Source organism: Pseudarthrobacter adonitolis, assembly GCF_055412845.1.
Map to the genome: position 1 here is coordinate 1 of NZ_JBVAYW010000022.1, position 18,182 is coordinate 18,182.

12 protein-coding genes and 1 pseudogene are annotated in these 18,182 nt (G+C 66.4%); 3 read left to right on the forward strand and 10 right to left on the reverse strand.

The window, feature by feature from the left end:
• Nucleotides 1-611, forward strand: a 611-nt coding sequence (locus ACZYZ4_RS16590) for a CBM96 family carbohydrate-binding protein (protein WP_463862631.1), incomplete at its 5' end; no start/stop codon positions are given.
• A gap of 544 nt (nucleotides 612-1,155) precedes the next feature.
• Here ACZYZ4_RS16590 and ACZYZ4_RS16595 read toward each other — a convergent pair.
• From ACZYZ4_RS16595 to ACZYZ4_RS16605, 3 genes are read right to left on the reverse strand one after another with little or no spacing between them, the layout of a single operon-like run.
• A complete protein-coding gene (locus ACZYZ4_RS16595; RefSeq protein WP_463862633.1) occupies nucleotides 1,156-2,718 on the reverse strand; it encodes an FAD-dependent oxidoreductase in 1,563 nt (520 codons plus the stop codon).
• Nucleotides 2,715-4,940, reverse strand: coding sequence for a molybdopterin oxidoreductase family protein (locus tag ACZYZ4_RS16600; RefSeq protein ID WP_463862635.1), 2,226 nt, complete (start codon nucleotides 4,938-4,940; stop codon nucleotides 2,715-2,717). Before ACZYZ4_RS16600 ends, ACZYZ4_RS16595 begins: the two co-directional genes overlap by 4 nt.
• A gap of 1 nt (nucleotide 4,941) precedes the next feature.
• The gene (locus tag ACZYZ4_RS16605; protein ID WP_463862636.1) at nucleotides 4,942-6,414 is read right to left on the reverse strand and encodes an MFS transporter; all 1,473 of its coding nucleotides are present in this window, start codon (nucleotides 6,412-6,414) and stop codon (nucleotides 4,942-4,944) included.
• A 271-nt stretch (nucleotides 6,415-6,685) separates the two neighbouring features.
• On the opposite strand from ACZYZ4_RS16605, the gene ACZYZ4_RS16610 reads away from it, so the two are divergent.
• Nucleotides 6,686-8,098, forward strand: a complete 1,413-nt coding sequence (locus ACZYZ4_RS16610) for an MFS transporter (protein WP_463862638.1) — start codon at nucleotides 6,686-6,688, stop codon at nucleotides 8,096-8,098.
• A gap of 147 nt (nucleotides 8,099-8,245) precedes the next feature.
• On the opposite strand, the gene ACZYZ4_RS16615 is transcribed toward ACZYZ4_RS16610, so the two are convergent.
• The 6 genes from ACZYZ4_RS16615 to ACZYZ4_RS16640 all read right to left on the reverse strand — a co-directional run bounded on the left by ACZYZ4_RS16615 (nucleotide 8,246) and on the right by ACZYZ4_RS16640 (nucleotide 15,384).
• Complete coding sequence (locus tag ACZYZ4_RS16615) at nucleotides 8,246-8,977, reverse strand: glutamine amidotransferase (RefSeq protein WP_463862640.1); 732 nt, start codon at nucleotides 8,975-8,977, stop codon at nucleotides 8,246-8,248.
• Nucleotides 8,978-9,073: 96 nt separating this feature from the next.
• Nucleotides 9,074-9,514, reverse strand: a complete 441-nt coding sequence (locus ACZYZ4_RS16620; protein ID WP_058929593.1) for a YybH family protein — start codon at nucleotides 9,512-9,514, stop codon at nucleotides 9,074-9,076.
• A gap of 19 nt (nucleotides 9,515-9,533) precedes the next feature.
• The gene (locus ACZYZ4_RS16625; protein WP_463862643.1) at nucleotides 9,534-11,354 is read right to left on the reverse strand and encodes an acetyl/propionyl/methylcrotonyl-CoA carboxylase subunit alpha; all 1,821 of its coding nucleotides are present in this window, start codon (nucleotides 11,352-11,354) and stop codon (nucleotides 9,534-9,536) included.
• A gap of 129 nt (nucleotides 11,355-11,483) precedes the next feature.
• A complete protein-coding gene (locus tag ACZYZ4_RS16630; RefSeq protein ID WP_463862645.1) occupies nucleotides 11,484-12,170 on the reverse strand; it encodes a Maf family protein in 687 nt (228 codons plus the stop codon).
• Between the two features lie 9 nt (nucleotides 12,171-12,179).
• Nucleotides 12,180-14,705, reverse strand: coding sequence for an MMPL family transporter (locus ACZYZ4_RS16635; RefSeq protein WP_463862646.1), 2,526 nt, complete (start codon nucleotides 14,703-14,705; stop codon nucleotides 12,180-12,182).
• 1 nt (nucleotide 14,706) lies between these two features.
• Nucleotides 14,707-15,384 carry a TetR/AcrR family transcriptional regulator gene (locus ACZYZ4_RS16640; RefSeq protein WP_463862648.1) on the reverse strand — a complete coding sequence of 226 codons (678 nt, stop codon included), beginning with the start codon at nucleotides 15,382-15,384 and terminating at the stop codon, nucleotides 14,707-14,709.
• Nucleotides 15,385-15,592: 208 nt separating this feature from the next.
• Between ACZYZ4_RS16640 and ACZYZ4_RS16645 the strand changes: the two are divergent.
• Nucleotides 15,593-16,448: pseudogene (locus ACZYZ4_RS16645) on the forward strand (Na+/H+ antiporter NhaA); the annotation flags it as partial.
• Nucleotides 16,449-16,526: 78 nt separating this feature from the next.
• Here ACZYZ4_RS16645 and ACZYZ4_RS16650 read toward each other — a convergent pair.
• Nucleotides 16,527-18,050: a SulP family inorganic anion transporter gene (locus ACZYZ4_RS16650; RefSeq protein ID WP_463862650.1), complete on the reverse strand. Its 1,524-nt coding sequence runs from the start codon at nucleotides 18,048-18,050 to the stop codon at nucleotides 16,527-16,529.
• Nucleotides 18,051-18,182: the final 132 nt, after the last annotated feature.

Here is an 18,182-nt window from a genome sequence, read left to right on the forward strand (position 1 = left end):
CGGCGGGTACGACGTACACGGCGACGATCAAGGGCGGCACCGCTGGGGTGAAGGATGCTGCCGGTAACGCGTTGGCGGCGGACAAGACATGGACCTTCACCACGGCTCCCGCGGGCGGCGGCACATCGGAGACCGTCACTCTCACGGCCACCGCTGACAGCTACGTGTCCAACGGGACGGGGCTGGCGCTGACGAACTATGGCACGAGCACCATATTGGGTGTGGACAACAGCCCGGTGGAGGTCACGTACTTGAAGTTCGACCTGTCGGCGTACGCGGGTAGGACGCTGGAGAGTGCGACGTTGCAGCTGCGTAGCGCCGGGAGTGGGTCGACGGGTACGCAGAACGTCAAACTGGTCGCTATTGACGACTGGACCGAGGGTGGGATCACGTACACGAACCGTCCGGCGCTCGGCACCAGCATCGGCACGCTCGGCCCGACAACGACCAATACCAACTACAGCGTTCCGCTGACGGTCAGTGGCCTGACCGGTGAGCTCGGCCAACAGCTCTCACTGGGCTTGGACTCCAGCAGCAGCGACGGCCTGGACCTCAACTCCAAGGAGGCCGGCAGCACGGTCGCACCCAAGCTGGTGCTCACGGTGAAGTAGGTCGCGGCTGGCATCAGACGCAAAGTGCTGGGACCTCATCCGGGAGGATGCGGTCCCGGCACTGCTTTGTACACCTGCAATCGGTAAGCCCAGTGGTGATGCGGCCTGGTGTAGCAGCTCAGCGCCACATTGAGATTTCGGCGGCGGCGTGCTGGGGCGCCTGCCCGTGCCGGAGACCCGCTGGCTCGATGTGCTGGCGAAGTGGGCGAGTCAGCGAAGGAAGTTGTCCGGCCCGGCGAGGCTGAGCAGAACGTCCCCACTGTCCCCGAGCAGGCCGAACTGGACCATTTTGCGGAGTCAATCTGCGTTCCTTAGACGATGAGTACGATCTGACGTCAGTAGCGAAACGGTTCTCGTCCCCGAAGAACGAGCTCTATCACCACCACAGCTTCGCCACCCGGCAGGACGCGAGGCGGGCGGCCATGCGCCAACTTGTTCTGGGCCCGGTCGGCACCTACCACGGCAACGTTGCCAAACGCGGACGTCCCCGGACCGCGTATACCACGTTTGAATAAATTTAGGCCTTTCCTGCCGTCAGGACAGCTCAGGCGGCGGGAGCCGCCTGGAAGTGTTTTTCGATGAGCCCCTTGATGTCGTCGTGGCAGCCGCCGCAGCCGGTGCCGGCCCGGGTTGCCTTGGACACCTCGGCCACCGTGGAGCAGCCATCCGCCACGGCACCCTGGATCTTGGTGCCGCTGACTCCGGCGCAGCGGCACACGGTTCCCTCCGGATCGGCGGGACCGGACGCGGCCAGCTGGTCCGGGCCGTCCAGGCGAAGCAGCAGGGACCTGTCGGCCGGCAGTTCCGCGCCGCGCTCGAACAGCCCCACGAGCTCCGCGGCGGTCCGCGGCATGCCCACGGCTACAAGACCTTCCAGCACTCCGCCACGGGTGGTCATCTTGACGTAGCGGCCATGCTCGGGATCGGCCCACTGGGCGATCTGCAGACGCTGCCGGCCGTTTACGGCGCCCGCGGTGAGCGCCTCTTCATCCCACGGTTCGGCACCGTTGTCGCCGGCGACGGCCATGTTCATGCCGCGTGCCTTCAGGACAATCACGCCGGCTTGTTCCTGGGGCAGCTCCTGCAGCGCGTCGGCTTCCTCCTGTGTGCCGGTGGCCAGCAGCGTCAGGTATTCGGCCAGCCATCCGGCCTGCCGCCACCCTGGACCCACCAGGCCCAACGGGCCCTTGGCGTTACGGCATTCCGGGCACGCCGGATCCGGGCAGCGCACCTCGGCACAGTCGCCGATCGCGAAGATGTGCGGCTCGTGGTGGGCACGCAGCTGGTGGTCCACCAGGATGCCGATGCCGGTGGACAGGCCGCAGCCCTCGGCGAGCTCGGTCCGGGGACGGACGCCGCAGGAGAGGACCAGGAGATCGCCGTCGATCGCCGAACCGTCGTTGAGCAGCAGCGCCGAGAACCCGCCGTCGGGCGCGTTGTGCTCCACCCCCGTGGACCGGGCGTTGCCGGCCATCCGGACGCCGCAACGGCGCAGGCTGGCCGCGAGGACCGCCCCGCCGCCGCGGTCGATGTTGCGTCCCAGCGGGTGCGGCCCGTTGTGCACCACCGTGACGGTGGCACCTTCCTCGGCAGCGGCAAGGGCTGTTTCGAGGCCAAGGACGCCGCCGCCCAGCACCACGACGCGCTTGCCGCCGTCCACTGCCTGCTTGAGAACGGCGGCGTCACGGAGGTCACGGAGGGCGGTGACGCCGGCCGGAAGGACGGGGGAGGCCGGGTCCGGGTTGATGCCGGTGAGGTTGGGGATGACGGGCCGGGAACCGGTGGCGAAGACCAGACGATCATAGTGGGCGGTGGTGCCGTCGGTGAGGATCACCTGCTGGCGGGCGCGGTCCACACGGCGGACCCGCACGCCAAGCCGGACGTCCACGCCGTCCGATGCCAGGGCGGCCGCGTCGGAGAGGGCCAGGGCGTCGGCAGTGGTGCGTCCGACGCCCAGATCGGCTACCAGCACACGGTTGTACGCGGCTTCGGCTTCTTCGCCCACCACTGTAAGGCTGACGTGCCCGTCGCGGACCGCGGGCAGCAGTTCATCGATCAGGCGGGCAGCCGCCGGGCCGAAACCAACAACGACTATCTGCTCACTCATGATGCCTCCGATGTCTGAAGAACACTGTTCTGAAGCGCGTTTGCGACCGCCCGGACCCACACCTTGTTGAACTTGAATTCGGGCATCCCGGAAATGGGATCCGTTGCCGCCTCGGTGAGGCGATTGGCGCTTTCAAGTTCCGGAAAATGGAACGGCAGGAAGACTGTCTCGGGACGGATCGCGGTGCTGAGTTCCGCCCGGCAGACCACCTCGCCGCGTTCATTGGCCACCGAGACTAAAGCACCCTCGGTGATGCCCAAGGCGGCCGCGGCAGCGGGGTGGATCTGCACTTTCGCCCCGGGCTGGGTGGCCAGCAGCTCGGCCACCCGCCGGGTCTGCGCCCCGGACTGGTAGTGCTCCAGGAGGCGGCCGGTGATCAGGGTCATGGTTTTCGCGGCCGGGTCCGGGTTGGTGGCCGGCGTACGACGGCGGCGGGGAGTCACCGGGGTCATGACCGCCTTGCCGCCGGCGTGGGCAAACGTGTCCAGGAACAGCCGGGGCGTGCCGGTGCTCCCCACAGGGTAGGGCCAGTAGGCGGCTTCGCCGCGGTCCAGCATGGCGTAATCAATGCCGGAGTAGTCGGCGTGCCCGCCGGCCGAGGCCAGCCGCAGCTCCTCAAAGACCGTTTCCGGATCTTCGCTGTACGTGGACGGGGCCTCAAGCGCTTCAGCGAGCCGGGCCATGATCCACAGTTCACTGCGTGAGCCGGCGGGCGGCTGCAGGGCCCGGCGGCGGCGGAGCACACGTCCCTCCAGGTTGGTGAGCGTGCCTTCCTCCTCGGCCCACTGCAGGACCGGGAGGATGAGATCGGCTTCGGCGGCGGTCTCAGACATAAAGAAGTCGCAGACCACCAGGAAGTCCAGGCTGCGGAGCCCGGCGATGACGGCGTTCGCGTCGGGGGAGGCCACCGCGATGTTGGAGGCGTGCACAAAAAGGCACCGGACGCCGTCGGGCTGTCCCAGCAACTTCAGCAACTGGACGGCGGGCAGTCCCGGCCCGGGAATGGTTTCCTCCGGGACGCCCCAGACGCCGGCCATGTGGGCGCGCGCGGCGGGGTCGGTGATCTTCCGGTAGCCGGGGAGCTGGTCGGCCTTCTGGCCGTGCTCGCGGCCGCCCTGGCCGTTGCCCTGGCCGGTGAGGGTGCCGTAGCCGCTGCGGCGTGAGCCGGGCAGGCCCAGCAGGAGGCTGAGGTTGATCGCGGCGGTGGCGGTGTCCGTGCCGTCCACGTGCTGTTCCACACCGCGGCCGGTGAGGATGTAACTGCCGCCCTTGCCCGCGCCGTCGGCGAGCCTGCGGGCGGTTTCCCGGATGAGCGCCGCCGGGACGCCGGTGAGGGACTGGACGCGTTCGGGCCAGAACGAGTTGACGCTGCGGACCACGGCCTCATAGCCGGTGGTGCGCGCCGCGATGAAGTCTTTGTCTGCCAGGCCCTCGTGGATGATCACGTGCGAGAGACCCAGCAGGAGGGTGAGATCCGAGCCCGGCAGGGGCTGGAGGTGAAGGCCGCCGCCGTCGGCGGTGAAGTTTGCTGTGGCTGAACGGCGGGGATCCACCACGATCAGCCCGCCGGCGTCGCGGGCGCCCTGGAGGTGCTGCACAAACGGCGGCATGGTTTCGGCCACGTTGGAGCCGAGCATCATGATGGTGCTGGCCGAGTCCAGGTCTGTCAGCGGGAACGGGAGGCCGCGGTCCAGGCCGAAGGCGCGCATCCCGGCGGCCGCGGCGGAGGACATGCAGAAGCGGCCGTTGTAATCGATGCGTGAAGTGCCGAGGGCCAGGCGGGCGAACTTGCCCAGCATGTAGGCCTTCTCGTTGGTCAGGCCGCCGCCACCGAAAACCCCGACGGCGTCTGCACCGTAGCGGGCCTGCGTGTCCTTCACAGCGGTGGTGACCAGCGCCAGGGCCTGGTCCCAGCCGATGGGGCGATGGACGCCGTCGGCCCCCTTGAGGAGCGGTTCGGTGACCCGTCCGGGGTGGTTCAGGAGCGTGGCTGAGGTCCAGCCTTTGCGGCAGAGGCCGCCGCGGTTGGTGGGGAAGTCCCGGCCGCTGACTTCGAGGAGGGGGGCTTTCAGGGTGGCTTCCGCAGCGGCCAGCGCCGCGGATTCAGCCGGCACGGGGACTGACCCCGGCTCGGAAGCCGGGGCCAGTTCCGCTGGTGACGTGAGCGTCATGGCGCACTGCAGGGCGCAGTAAGGGCAGTGCGTGTCGGCGCTTTTGGTCATGTTAGACGTGTCCCATCGCGTTTCGGTTGGCGTTGCGGATGTAGCAGAACCAGCAGACGGCCAGCATCACTACGTAGGCTCCGACGAAACCGTAGAAGGCCGGGGTGTAGGAGCCGCTGGCGGTGTTGGAGGCGTTCAGCACCTGCGGGATAACGAAGCCGCCATAGGCGCCGATGGCCGAGATGAGGCCGAGGGCCGAAGACGCGAGCCGCTGGGTTTGCACCGTGCTGGCACCGGACTTCGCCGCCCGGCTGGATGTGGCGAAGATGATGGGGATCATCCGGTAGGTTGCGCCGTTGCCGAAGCCGCTGGCGGTGAAGAGCATCAGGAACAGGACCAGGAAGAGCCAGAAGTTCTTCAGCGGCAGGGTCCAAATCATGGTCAGGGTGATGACGGCCATGGCGGCAAACGCTGCGACAGTCATCCGGGCCCCGCCCATGCGGTCAGCCATGCGTCCGCCGTAGGGGCGGGCGAGTGAACCGACCAGCGGGCCGAGGAAGGCGAGCGAGAGTGCCACGGTGCCGACACCGATGGAGGAGAAGGCCGGGAAGTAGTCCTTGATGAGCTTGGGGAACACGCCGGCGAAGCCGATGAACGAACCGAAGGTGCCGATGTACAGCAGCGCCATGATCCACAGGTGCGGTTCCTTCAGTGCTGCGACCGAGCCGGCCACGTCACCCTTGGCGCTGGTGAGGTTGTCCATGTACTTCCAGGCACCGAAGGCGGCGATCAGGATGAAGGGGATCCACATCCAGCCGGCCATCGGCAGGTTGACGCTGCCGACGGCGAGCAGGGTGATCGCAATCGGGACCGCGAGCTGTGCGACGGCGGCACCCATGTTGCCGCCGGCGGCGTTCAGGCCGAGGGCCCAACCCTTCTCCCGTGCGGGGTAGAAGAACGTGATGTTGGCCATGGAGCTGGCGAAGTTGCCGCCGCCGAAGCCTGCAAGTGCTGCCACCAGCAGCATCACACCGAACGGGGTTTCCGGATTGGAGACGCAGAGTCCCAGGCCGACGGCGGGAATCAGAAGGAGGAGCGCGGACACGATGGTCCAGTTCCGGCCGCCGAAGCGGGGAACCATAAAGGTGTAGGGGATCCGGAGCGTGGCGCCTACCAGGCTGGGCATCGAGATCAGCCAGAAGATTTCCGAGGTGGTGAACGTGAAGCCGGCTGCCGGAAGCTGGACCACCACAATGGACCAGAGCTGCCAGACCACAAAGCCGAGGAACTCGGCGAAGATGGACCAGTTCAGGTTGCGGCGGGCGATGGCTCGGCCGGCGGACTCCCACTGCTCCTTGTTTTCGGCGTTCCAGTTGGCGATCCAGCGGCCAGGACGGAATTCCAGGGCGGGGGCGTCGGTTGTACGTGCGGAGGGCTGCGCGCTGGCGGATGAGGACACGCCTCCGTGCAGCGGGTCGGTGTCTATATCTACGGAATTGCCGGTGCCGGCATTTGCGCTGCGGTCAACAGTCACGGTGGACCTCCTCATGGGGGATGTTGTTCTTCCACGGTAGAGAAGGTGCGTTTCACGGACGGTCGCGGTTTGTTAACGCGCTGTGACATTTGCCTATCGGCAGCCGGCCAGCGGCGTGAGGAGAGTTAACGGACCGAAGAATGAGACATGAGCCACAAGTCCACATGGTGGACCTTTTGTCCATTGACTGGATAGTCGGAACTAATATTGAGCTCTAACTACTGCATGCCGGACCTTACCGGGCCCGGCCGGTTCTCAGGAAAGTGTTCATATGTCATCTACCAAAACCACCGCGGAGCCAGGATCCCCCAAGGCGGTGAACTCGCGCGGCCGCGTGATTGTGGCCAGCCTGATCGGCACCACCGTTGAGTTCTACGATTTCTACGTCTACGCGACCGCCGCCGTGCTGGTCTTCCCGGCATTGTTCTTCCCCAACCAGAACGAGACCACCCAGCTGCTCAGCTCCTTCGCTGTCTTCGGTGTGGCCTTCGTTGCCCGCCCGCTGGGATCCATCGTCTTTGGCCACTTCGGCGACAAGTTCGGCCGCAAAGGCACCCTGGTGGCCTCGCTGCTGACCATGGGCATTGCCACCTTCCTGATCGGCTGCCTGCCCACCGCGCTCGTCCCGGGCTGGGAATTCTGGGCTCCGGCACTGCTCGTTGTTATGCGCTTCGCCCAGGGCCTCGCCCTCGGCGGCGAATGGAGCGGCGCTGCCCTGCTGGCTACCGAAAACGCCCCCGCCAATAAGCGCGCCATCTACGGCACGTTCCCGCAGCTCGGTGCACCCATCGGCTTCATCATCGCCAACGTGATCTTCCTGGTGGCCAGCTATGCACTGACACCGGCCGACTTCCTGGCCTGGGGCTGGCGCGTGCCGTTCCTGCTCAGCGCCGTCATGGTGATTATCGGCCTGTACGTCCGTCTCAAGCTGATCGAAACTCCGGCCTTCACCAAGGTCCTCGAATCCAATGAGGTGGCCAAGCTGCCGCTGGCCCGGGTCTTCAAGTCCAGCCGGCGTCCGCTCATCCTGGGCACGTTCATCATGCTCGCCACGTACGTGCTCTTCTACCTGATGACCACGTTCACGCTGACCTACGGCACCCGAGCCTCCAGCCTGGATGCCGCCAAGGCTGTCGCCGAGAAGGCCGGCAAGCCGATGTCCGAGGCCGCCGCGGCGGCGTTTGTTCCCGGCTTGGGCTTCACCCGCAACGACTTCCTCTGGATGCTGATTGCCGGCGTCGTCTTCTTTGGCATCTTCACCCTCGTTTCCGGACCGCTGGCGGAGAAGTACGGCCGCCGCAAGATGCTGCTGGCTGTCACCGGTGGCATCTTCGTCTTCGGCCTCCTGTTCGTCCCGCTGTTCAGCGGCGGCTTCGTGGGCACCATGGCGCTGCTGGTCATCGGCTTCTCGCTGATGGGCCTCACGTTCGGTCCTATGGGTGCGCTGCTGCCGGAACTGTTCCCCACCAACGTGCGCTACACAGGATCCGCCGTCAGCTACAACGTGTCCAGCATCCTGGGCGCTGCGGTGGCTCCGTTCATCGCCGTCGCGCTCTGGGAGCTGGCTGACGGCAGCCCGGTCCTGGTGGGTGTCTACCTGACCGCGATGTCAGTGCTGACGCTGATCGCGCTGTTCGTGAGCAAGGAAACCCGCGACCTGGACTACGAGAACAACGTGGCCTGACGCCCCGCCGTCGGACGTTCCAGCCCGGTTGTTGACAGAACTGCCCGGCGTGTTCCCTGATATTCCGGGGAGCGCGCCGGGCATTGCTGTGCCCGGGCGGGACTAAGCGGGCAGGAACGAACGACGGCGGGGCTCCAGCCGCCGCTGTCAGTTACCGTAGTAGGCCACGAAGTTCCGGAGGATCTTCATAGGTTCCGTGGCGGTGTATCTCCGGGCGTCAGCCATGAGCTCGTCGGCGGACTCCGGCGGGAAGTATCCGGCATGCCGGTAGATGTCGATCCTTGTGACCAGCCCCTCCGCGTCAAGTTCCGGGTGAAACTGTGTGGCGTACAGGTTCTGTTTGATGCGGAACATGTGGACGGGGCAGGCCTGGGAGGACGCCAGCAACACCGCGTGGGAGGGTAATCTGGTGCAAGCCTCCTTGTGCCCGGTGAAGGCGGTGAAACGCCGTGGCATCCCGTGCAGCAGCGGATCCGAGAGCCCGGCCTCCGTTAGCTCGATTTCCACCCCGCCCAGCTGTTCGCCAAACGTCCTGTCAATCATGGCGCCCTGGTGCGTGCCCAGCGTCCCCACGCCGTAGCAGGCGCCCAGAAACGGGAAGTCCTCAGCCACGATGCGGTCCAGCAGTCCGGCCAATTCCCGCTCCACGCGGTGCTGGGTCTGGCTCTTATGGTCGGCCGGGTCGCTGGATGTAAAAGGACTGCCGCCCACAATCACACCTGAGTATTCGGCCAGGTCCAGGTCCGGCAGGGGAGCCGCTTCAAGCCGGACACGTCGGAGCTGTTCAGGTGCCAGGCCGCCATACCTCAGGTACGCGGCGTACTCGTCTTCGGCGGCGGCGTCTTCGGCGCGGGAGGCCAGGAGCAGGAAGGGCTTCACACGCTAAGTGTGCCTTCGGCCGCAGCTCAACGCCAGAGCAGCCCCAGCGCGGGGGTGCGGCGCAAGGTCAGGCCGCACCCCGGCACCAGAGCGATGTCAATGGCTGGCAGGCTGCGCGAAGGATCGCCGGGACTGCGGCTGCGCGGCCGGGTCTGCGTGGCGGTGGACCAGCTTCCAGTAGCCTTCTTCGCGCCGGAAGATGCTGGTCACGCGGAGCGCAAATTCCTCCGGCGCTGCGGCGCTCTCCAGACGGGCCCGGAAGTGTTCCGTTTCCACCAGGTAGGCCGTGTCGCGTGCGGTGTAGGACGTGATGGTGTCGAACCCGAGCATCTCGCCGTCCTGGAACTGCCGGGACGCCTGATCCAGCCGCGCCTCCACCTGGGCCCAGCCACGTGCGATACCGCCGAACGGGTTGGCCAGCGTGACGTCGTCGAGCCTGGAATACAGGTCCTTGACGGCACCGGGATTCCCGCGCGTGATTTCCGGAACCGCCAGGTGGTACCGGTCTACTTCTTCTTCAAAACTGGGTGCAAGCATGGGGTGCCTCCGGCAGGGTCTAGTCTTCGATTGTGGCGATCACGGCGCCGGCCGAAACCGTCTCACCGGCCGCTGCGCTGAGTCCGGTGATGGTTCCGGAACGGTGCGCGGTCAGGGGCTGTTCCATCTTCATCGCTTCGAGAACCACCACCAGGTCACCCTCGGCCACAACGTCGCCGTTGGCCACGGCAACCTTGACGATGGTGCCCTGCATCGGGGAGGTCAGCGCGTCGCCCGCGGCGGCCGCAGCCGCACCGCCCGAACGGAGGCGCTTCTTGGACTTGCCGGACTTGGCTCCGGAGCCGGCGGCGGAACCCGCCCCGATCGAACCCAGGGAGGCGGGCAGGACAACCTCGAGGCGCTTGCCCCCTACTTCAACCACCACACGCTGGCGTTCACCGGCGTCGCCGCTGGCTTCAGCCGTTCCGTCCGGCGTCCAGGCGGGAAGGTTGTTGACGAATTCGGTTTCAATCCAACGGGTGTGGATGCTGAAAGGCCCAGCCGCGGGCGCAAAAGCGGGATCCGACACAACGGCGAGGTCGAAGGGGATAACGGTGGGGATGCCTTCCACCACCATTTCCTCCAGGGCCCGCCGCGAACGCTGCAGGGCCTGGGCACGGGTGGCGCCGGTGACGATCAGCTTGGAGAGCATCGAGTCGAAGTTGCCGCTGATGACATCGCCCTGCTCCACGCCGGAATCGATCCGGATGCCGGGGCCGGTGGGGTTCTTCAACGTGGTGATGGTGCCGGGGGCAGGCATGAAGTTGCGGCCCGGATCCTCGCCGGTGATGCGGAATTCGAACGAGTGGCCGCGGACCTCCGGGTCGCCGTAGCCAAGTTCCTCGCCGCGCGCCAGCCGGAACTGTTCGCGGACCAGGTCGATGCCCGTGACTTCCTCCGAGACGCAGTGCTCCACCTGCAGGCGGGTATTGACCTCGAGGAAGGAGATGGTGCCGTCCTGGCCCACCAGGAACTCGCAGGTTCCGGCGCCGAGGTAGCCGGCTTCCTTCAGGATCGCCTTGGAGGATTCGTACAGGCGGCGGTTCTGCTCTTCGGTGAGGAACGGGGCCGGTGCTTCTTCAACGAGCTTCTGGTTGCGGCGCTGCAGGGAGCAGTCACGCGTGGAGACGACCACGACGTTGCCGTGGGCGTCTGCGAGGCACTGCGTTTCGACGTGGCGAGGGGCGTCCAGGAAGCGTTCAATGAAGCACTCGCCGCGGCCGAAGGCCGCGACGGCCTCACGCACGGCAGACTCGAAGAGCTCCGGGATTTCTTCGCGGGTGCGGGCCACCTTGATGCCGCGGCCGCCGCCGCCGAAGGCTGCCTTGATGGCCACGGGCAGGCCGAACTTGTCCACGAACTCGAGGATTTCCTCCGCGGATTCCACCGGGTCCGCGGTGCCGGGAACCTGGGGCGCGCCGACCTTCTCGGCGATGTGCCGAGCCTGCACTTTGTCGCCCAACGCGGAAATAGCGGCAGGGGAAGGACCGATCCAAGTGATGCCGGCCGCGATGACCTTGGCAGCGAACTCGGCGTTTTCGGCCAGGAAGCCGTAACCGGGATGGATGCCGTCGGCACCGGACTGGCGGGCAACGTCGATGATCTTGTCCATCACCAGGTAGGACTCAGCGGCGGTGTTGCCACCCAGGGAGTAGGCCTCGTCGGCAAGCCTGACATGGAGCGCGTCGCGGTCCGGATCGGCGTAGACAGCCACGGAGGCAAGGCCTTCGTCGCGTGCCGCGCGGATGATGCGCACTGCGATTTCGCCTCGGTTTGCGATCAGCACCTTGGTGAGGTTCGACTGCACGGGACTAGCGGACTGCTCCAAATTTGCTGACAAGGCGTCTCCTTCTTTCCTTCAGGGAGCCTAGCGCGATTTTGTGGGGTCCGCCGATATTACTTGCGGTTTCCGCGTGTAAACGGGCGCACCTTTGTAGGGAACCTACAACTGGCCGGAAAATCGCCGCAATTACTCGGCGGACCACAGGTCCGTGATGCGTACGTTTGCGTGCCCGAGGAGACTGCGCAGCGTGGAGACTGACAGCCCCACGACGGCGTGCGGGTCCCCGTTCACCTTCCGGATGAACGCGCCGCCCAGGCCGTCGATGGTGAAAGAGCCGGCACAGTGCAGCGGTTCGCCGGTGGCGATGTACGCGTCGATCTCTTCCGGATCCATGTCCGTGAAGTGGACCTCGGCGGAGGCGACCGCCCCGAGCGTGGCGCCGGATCCTTGCGCCGTGATGTCGTCGTCGGGCGCTGCGCCGGTGCCTACCTCGGCGGGCTCGTCATCGGCCGCCGTGGCGCGGCAGTCCACCAGCCAGTGCCCGGTGTGCAGGACCCCGCAGCTGCCGCTCATCCGCAGCATCCGTTCGCGGGCGACGGCGGCCGTGTACGGTTTGCCGTGCGCCTCGCCGTCGAACTCGAAGACGGAGTCGCAGCCGATGACCAGCGCGCCCTCTGCTTCCGGCAACGCGGCCACCGCTTCGGCCTTGGCGCGTGCCAGCAGCAGCGCGGTATCGTGCGGATCCGTGACGCCGTAGCGGGCCTGGACCGCGTCCTCGTCCACGTCGGAGACCAGCACGGAGTGCCGGATGCCGGCGTCGGCCAGGAGCTTGGTGCGGGCGGGGGACTGGGAGGCGAGGATGAGGCGGGTCACCGTTTCAGCCTAGTGGACGGGCTCGGTCAGCTTCTGCGGCTCGTGTTCGCGGCGTTCCAGCCGGGCGCCCTCCACGTCCACATCCGGGAGGATCCGGTCCAGCCACTTCGGCAGCCACCAGGTCGTTTCGCCGAGCAGGTACATCACGGCCGGGACGATGGTCATCCGGACCACAAACGCATCCAGCAGCACACCGAACGCCATGGCGAAGCCCAGCGGCCGGACCATGGTCAGGTGGCTGAAGATGAAGCCGGCGAACACACTGACCATGATGATCGCGGCGGCGGTCACCACGGCGCCGGCATGGCTGAAGCCGATGCGTACGGCCTTTTTGGCCGGGGCGCCATGCATGTAGGACTCGCGCATGCCAGATGCGATGAACACCTGGTAGTCCATTGCCAGGCCGAACAGCACACCGATCAGGATGATCGGCAGGAAGCTCAGCACCGCGCCGGGATTGGCGACGTCGAACACGCCGCCCAGCCAGCCCCACTGGTAGACGGCCACCACCAGGCCGAACGCGGCGGCCAGGGACAGCAGGAAACCGCCGGTTGCCAGGAGGGGAACCACAACGGAGCGGAACACCAGCAGCAGCAGGATGAGGGAAAGCCCGACGACGATCGCCAGGTACGGCGGCAGAGCGTCCCCGAGTTTGGTGGAGACGTCGATGTTGCCGGCGGTTTGCCCTGTCAGGCCGATGGTGACCCCCGTTTCGGCCTGGATCTGCGTGCCGCGTTCGCGGAGTTCGCTCACCACCTGCACCGTGCCGGCCTTGGCCGGCCCCTCTTCCGGGATGACCTGGAATACCGCGGTGCGGCGGTCTTCGCTGAGCGCCACCGGCACTGTTGCCACCACGTTGTCCACACCCCGGATCAGGTCCGCGACGTCATACTGCAGTTCCTGGGCCTGGGTTTCGTCCAGGCCGGCCGGGAATTCGCCCACCACCACAATGGGGCCGGTGACGCCTTCGCCGAAGCTGCGCGCTGTGACGTCATAGGCCTGGTAGGCCTCGGAGTCCACCGGTTCGGAGCCGCCGTCAGGCAGCGCGAGCTGGAGCTGCGCGGCAGGCAGGGCCAGCGTCCCAAGCAGGAGAACGCCGGCGACGAGCGCCACGACGGGGTGCCTGGTGACCAGGCCGCCCCAGCCCCGGCTGCTCTTTTCCTCATCCCTGGCCTGGTCGGCAACCTCGTGGCCGGCCTCGGCGTTGTGAACCTCGGCCTTGGCCCAGGCCCGCCGGGAAATGATGCGCCGGCCGATCAGGGACAGCATGGCGGGGGTCAGGGTGAGCGCCACCAGGACGGCCACCGCGACGGTGCCGGCCGCGGCCAGGCCCATCACGCTTAGGAACGGCAGCCCGGGCACCACCAGGGCGGCGAGGGCAATGATGACCGTCAGGCCGGCAAAAAGCACCGCGTTGCCCGAGGTTCCGGTGGCGCGCGCCACGGATTCCTCGGGGTCCATGCCCGCCAGCAGCTGGGTCCGGTGCCGGTTGACGATGAACAGCGAGTAGTCGATGCCCACGGCGAGGCCCAGCATCAGCGCGAGCATGGGGGAGATGGAGCTCATCTCGAAGGCGCCGGACAGGGCGAACGTGATGCCCACCCCGACGCCAACACCGATGACGGCCATCAGCAGCGGCAGGCCCGCGGCGATGAGCGTGCCGAGCATCAGGATCAGGACCAGGGCCGCCACCCCGATGCCGATGATTTCGGCGGTGCCGAAGAGTTCTGAAATGTCTTCGGTGATTTCCTTGCTGGCCAGTGCCGTCACACCCGCGGACGAGGTCTCATGCGCGATGTCCTGCACCTGCTGGCGCACCGCGGGGGTGAGGGCGTTGATGGAGGTGTTGAACTGCACCTGGGCCACGGCGGCCTGGCCGTCCGCGGAGACGAAGCGGATCCCGCCGGAAGCTTCCGCCTGCCGCTTGCCCAGATCCAGCTTGGTCTGGGCGGCCTGAAGTTCCTGGGTGCCGGCGTCGAGCTGCGCCTGGCCCTGTGCCAGGGCGGCCTTTTGTGCTCCGAGCTGGGCCTCGATCATGGCTGCGGTTGCGCCGCCGGCGTCGAGCTGCTGCTCCGCGGCGTTCAGCTGCGCGGTGCCGGCTTCGAGCTCCGCGCGTGAGGCATCCAGGCGGGCCTGGCCCGCGGCAAGCTGCTGCTCGCCGTCGGCGATGGCCTGCCCGGCCTGGTCCAGCTGGGCCTGCGTGGCGAACGGATCCACGGTGGCCTTGACGTCAGGCAGGTCACCAAGCTTGGTCAGGGCGGCCGTGACCGCGGCGCGGCTCCCGTCAGTGAAGCCGCCTTCCGGTGCTTCAAAGACGATGGTCGCAGAGCCCCCCGACGCTGCCGGCAGTTCCTGCTTCAGCTTGTCCGCGATCCGCTGGGTCTCAGTGCCCGGAATCTGGAAGTTGTTGGACAGCGTGCCGTGGAAGGCGGCTGCGGAGCCGCCGACGGCCACCAGCCCCGCGAGCCAGAGCGAAATGACCAGCCAGCGGTGGCGGTAGGAGAACTTGCCGAGGCGGTAGAGCAGCAGGGCCATGTCAGAGCCGTTCTTTGAGGAGGGGAGTGGCAGTTGCAGAGGTGTTGGCTGCTGGAACTGGGCTGCCGAAGCCGGAGCCGAGGTGGCCCATGGCATCAATGAGCAGTTGGCGCAGGACAGCGAGGGATGCGGGTGAGAGGTCTGCGCCGCAGACGGCGAACCACACGTCCATGGCCGCCTTCCCGCAGGAGATGACGGAGCCTGCGAGGGCGCGCAGGTACAGTTCATCGACCACGGCGCCCGGGGTTCCGGCGAAGCGCTCGCGGGCCGCGCTAATGATCTCTTCGGTGCAGTGGTCCCACGCCTCAAGTTCGGACCGGGACAGGATCGCGTTGTCCTGGGTGAGGGTGAAGAGTTCAGCCAGGGGCGCCACCGTCATGGGATCGGCCAGCTGCATCAGGGCCGCGCGCGCGGACTCGAGGATGGGCTCGTCGGCGGGCCGCTGCCGGAATTGCTGAAGGGCGTTGTCCAGGAACCCGTGCGTCATGGAGGCCAGGGCGGCCTCGGTGCTGCTGAAGTAGTTGAAGAAGGTGCGGCGAGAGATTCCGGCTGATTCGGCGATGTCTTCCACCGTGAAGTTCCCGGGTCCCTGGGCGCGCAGCAGGGTCAGGGCGGCATCGGTGATGGCCTGGCGGGTGGCGGCTTTGTTCAGCTCACGGCGCGAGAGAAGTGCGGGCATGAAATTACACTACGTGCAAGTTTGCACGCCGCGCAAGTTAATTCACAGGAAGATGAAAGGTTCCCGACAGCTGAGCCTGAAGCTGCCGCCGGACACTGGAAGAGTCCCGTCTGGGACATCTTGACCGCCGTCACCGGACGGCAGATCCAGGAGACAAGAATGGTACGCACAAAGAGAATCGCCCTTGGCCTCCCGGCCATGGCGCTGGCTCGGTTCGCACCTGCCCAGCGCGCTGCGGATCTTCCTGCTGACTTTGGCCGTGGTCGATGACCTTCTGGCCATCAGCATTATCGCGGTGTTCTATTCCAGCGGCATCCAGGCCGGACCGCTGCTGCTGGCCCTCATTCCGCTGGCGGTTTACGCGTTCCTGGCTCAGAAGTGCCGCCGGTTCTTCGGCACCAGACCCGCTGCGGCGTGGGTGATCCTCCTTCCCCTGGGCGTGCTCACCTGGGCGTTGGTGCATGCCTCCGGTATCCATGCCACCGTCGCCGGTGTGCTGCTGGGTTTCGCCATCCCTGTGATCCGGTCGCAGGCCAGCGGACCCTCTGCGGGTCCTGGCCTCTCCGAGATCTTCGAACACCGGTTCCGGCCGATTTCCGCCGGGATCGCGGTCCCCGTCTTTGCTTTCTTCTCCGCCGGTGTCGCCGTGGGTGGCTGGGACGGTCTGATCTCCTCTGACTGACCCTGTAGCCATCGGCATCATCGTGGCGTTGGTGCTGGGCAAGCCGGTCGGGATCATGGGCACCACCTGGCTCCTCACCAAGGCAACGAGAGCGTCCCTGGACCGGTCCTTGAAGTGGATTGATGTATTCGGGGTGTCCCTTTTGGCCGGGATCGGCTTCACAGTTTCGCTCCTCGTGGCCGAGCTGAGCTTCGGACAAGGCAGCGCCCACGATGACCACGCCAAGGTGGGGATCCTCGCAGCGTCGCTGCTGGCGGCCCTCTTGGCCTCCGCAGTGCTGGTCACCCGGAACCGTCAGTACCGTGCCGTGGAGACGGAAGAGGCCATCGACACTGACCAGGACGGCATCCCGGACGTCTACGAAGAAAACCGCCGCCCGTGACCTGATCCGGTCCACACACCTGGGGGTCCCATGCCGGCTATGCGGCAGGGGACCCCCCAAGTTAAAGCGGCCGCGGGATCAGTGGCCGGCGCCGAGTTTCCCGCCAAGGCGTTCGCGCATCAGGACGCTGGCATCGTTGAGACCGATGATTTTCACGTCTATGCCGTGGTTGCGGTATTTCTCGGTGATCGCGTCCAGGGCGGCGATGGTGGAGGCGTCCCAGAGGTGGGAGGCGTGCATGTCGATGATCACGTGCTCGGGGTCCAGGGCGTATTCGAACTGGGTGTAGAGGTCGTTGGAGGAGGCAAAGAACAGCTCCCCGTCCACAACATAGGTTGCGGTCTCGTGCCCATCAGCTGTCCTGACGGTGCGTTCGACGGTGACGAAGTGCGCGACCCGGCGGGCGAACAGGACCATGGCGACAAGGACACCGCCGCCGACGCCGATGGCCAGGTTGTGGGTGGCGACGACCAAGATGACAGTGGCGACCATAACCAGGGTTTCGCTTTTGGGCATCATCTTCAGGGTGCGGGGGTGGATGCTGTGCCAGTCGAAGGTGGCCCAGGAAACGAAGATCATTACCGCGACCAGGGCGGCCATGGGGATGACGGAGACGAGATCCCCGAGCGCGACGACGAGGATGAGGAGGAAAACGCCGGCGAGGAAGGTGGAGACCCGGGTGCGGGCCCCGGAGGCCTTGACGTTGATCATGGTCTGGCCGATCATCGCGCATCCGCCCATGCCGCCGGTGAAGCCCGTGACGATGTTGGCCACGCCCTGGCCCCAGGCTTCACGGGTCTTGTGGGACCGGGTGTCGGTGACGTCGTCCACGAGCTTGGCGGTCATCAGGGATTCGAGCAGGCCCACGAACGCCATGGCGAGTGCGAAGGGGAAGATGATCTGCAGGGTCTCAAGGCTGAACGGGACGTTCGGGATGAACAGGGTCGGTAAGGATTCAGGCAGGTCGCCCTTATCGCCAACGGTCGGGACAGTCACGGAGGCAACGACCGTGATGAGTGTCAGCACGATGATGGCGACCAGCGGGGCCGGCACTGCCTTGGTCAGCTTCGGCAGGCCGAACACGATCGCAAGTCCCAACACAACGAGGGGGTAGACCAGCCACGGAACATTGATCAGTTCGGGAACCTGGGACATGAAGATCAGGATGGCCAGGGCGTTGACGAAGCCCACCATCACAGAGCGGGGAATGAAGCGCATAAGCTTCGCGACCCCCGAAACACCGAGAATGATCTGGAATACACCGGCGAGGATGACGGCTGCGACGAAGTAGTCCACGCCGTGGGACTTCACCAGCGGTGCGATGACCAGAGCAATCGCGCCGGTCGCCGCCGAGATCATGGCTGGGCGGCCGCCGACGAAGGCAATCGTCACGGCCATGGTGAAGGAGGCAAAGAGCCCGATCCGAGGATCGACGCCGGCGATGATCGAGAAAGCGATGGCTTCCGGGATCAGCGCGAGTGCGACGACCAGTCCGGCGAGAACTTCGATCTTGAGCCGGCGCGGGGACTTGAGGGTTTCCCGGACAGACTGCAACTGTTCAGGGGTATAAGCCGGGGAATCCCCGGCGGTTGTGACGGCCATTGCTGGCTCCGTTCATGGTCAGGAAGACGCAGCACGCGGCTTCGCTTTTTCGAAGATGAAGAGGGGCGCTGCTCTGCGCCGGAAAGAGCGGGAACTACCCTTGAACGTCTCACCACTCATCAGAAACTCTAC

Excerpts from the sequence above, each read along its gene's own strand:
- ACZYZ4_RS16595 (WP_463862633.1), bottom strand. The coding sequence starts at position 2,718 with ATGAGTGAGCAGATAGTCGTTGTTGGTTTCGGCCCGGCGGCTGCCCGC.
- ACZYZ4_RS16600 (WP_463862635.1), bottom strand. The coding sequence starts at position 4,940 with ATGACCAAAAGCGCCGACACGCACTGCCCTTACTGCGCCCTGCAGTGC.
- ACZYZ4_RS16610 (WP_463862638.1), top strand. The coding sequence starts at position 6,686 with ATGTCATCTACCAAAACCACCGCGGAGCCAGGATCCCCCAAGGCGGTG.
- ACZYZ4_RS16620 (WP_058929593.1), bottom strand. The coding sequence starts at position 9,514 with ATGCTTGCACCCAGTTTTGAAGAAGAAGTAGACCGGTACCACCTGGCG.
- ACZYZ4_RS16635 (WP_463862646.1), bottom strand. The coding sequence starts at position 14,705 with ATGGCCCTGCTGCTCTACCGCCTCGGCAAGTTCTCCTACCGCCACCGC.
- ACZYZ4_RS16640 (WP_463862648.1), bottom strand. The coding sequence starts at position 15,384 with ATGCCCGCACTTCTCTCGCGCCGTGAGCTGAACAAAGCCGCCACCCGC.
- ACZYZ4_RS16650 (WP_463862650.1), bottom strand. The coding sequence starts at position 18,050 with ATGGCCGTCACAACCGCCGGGGATTCCCCGGCTTATACCCCTGAACAG.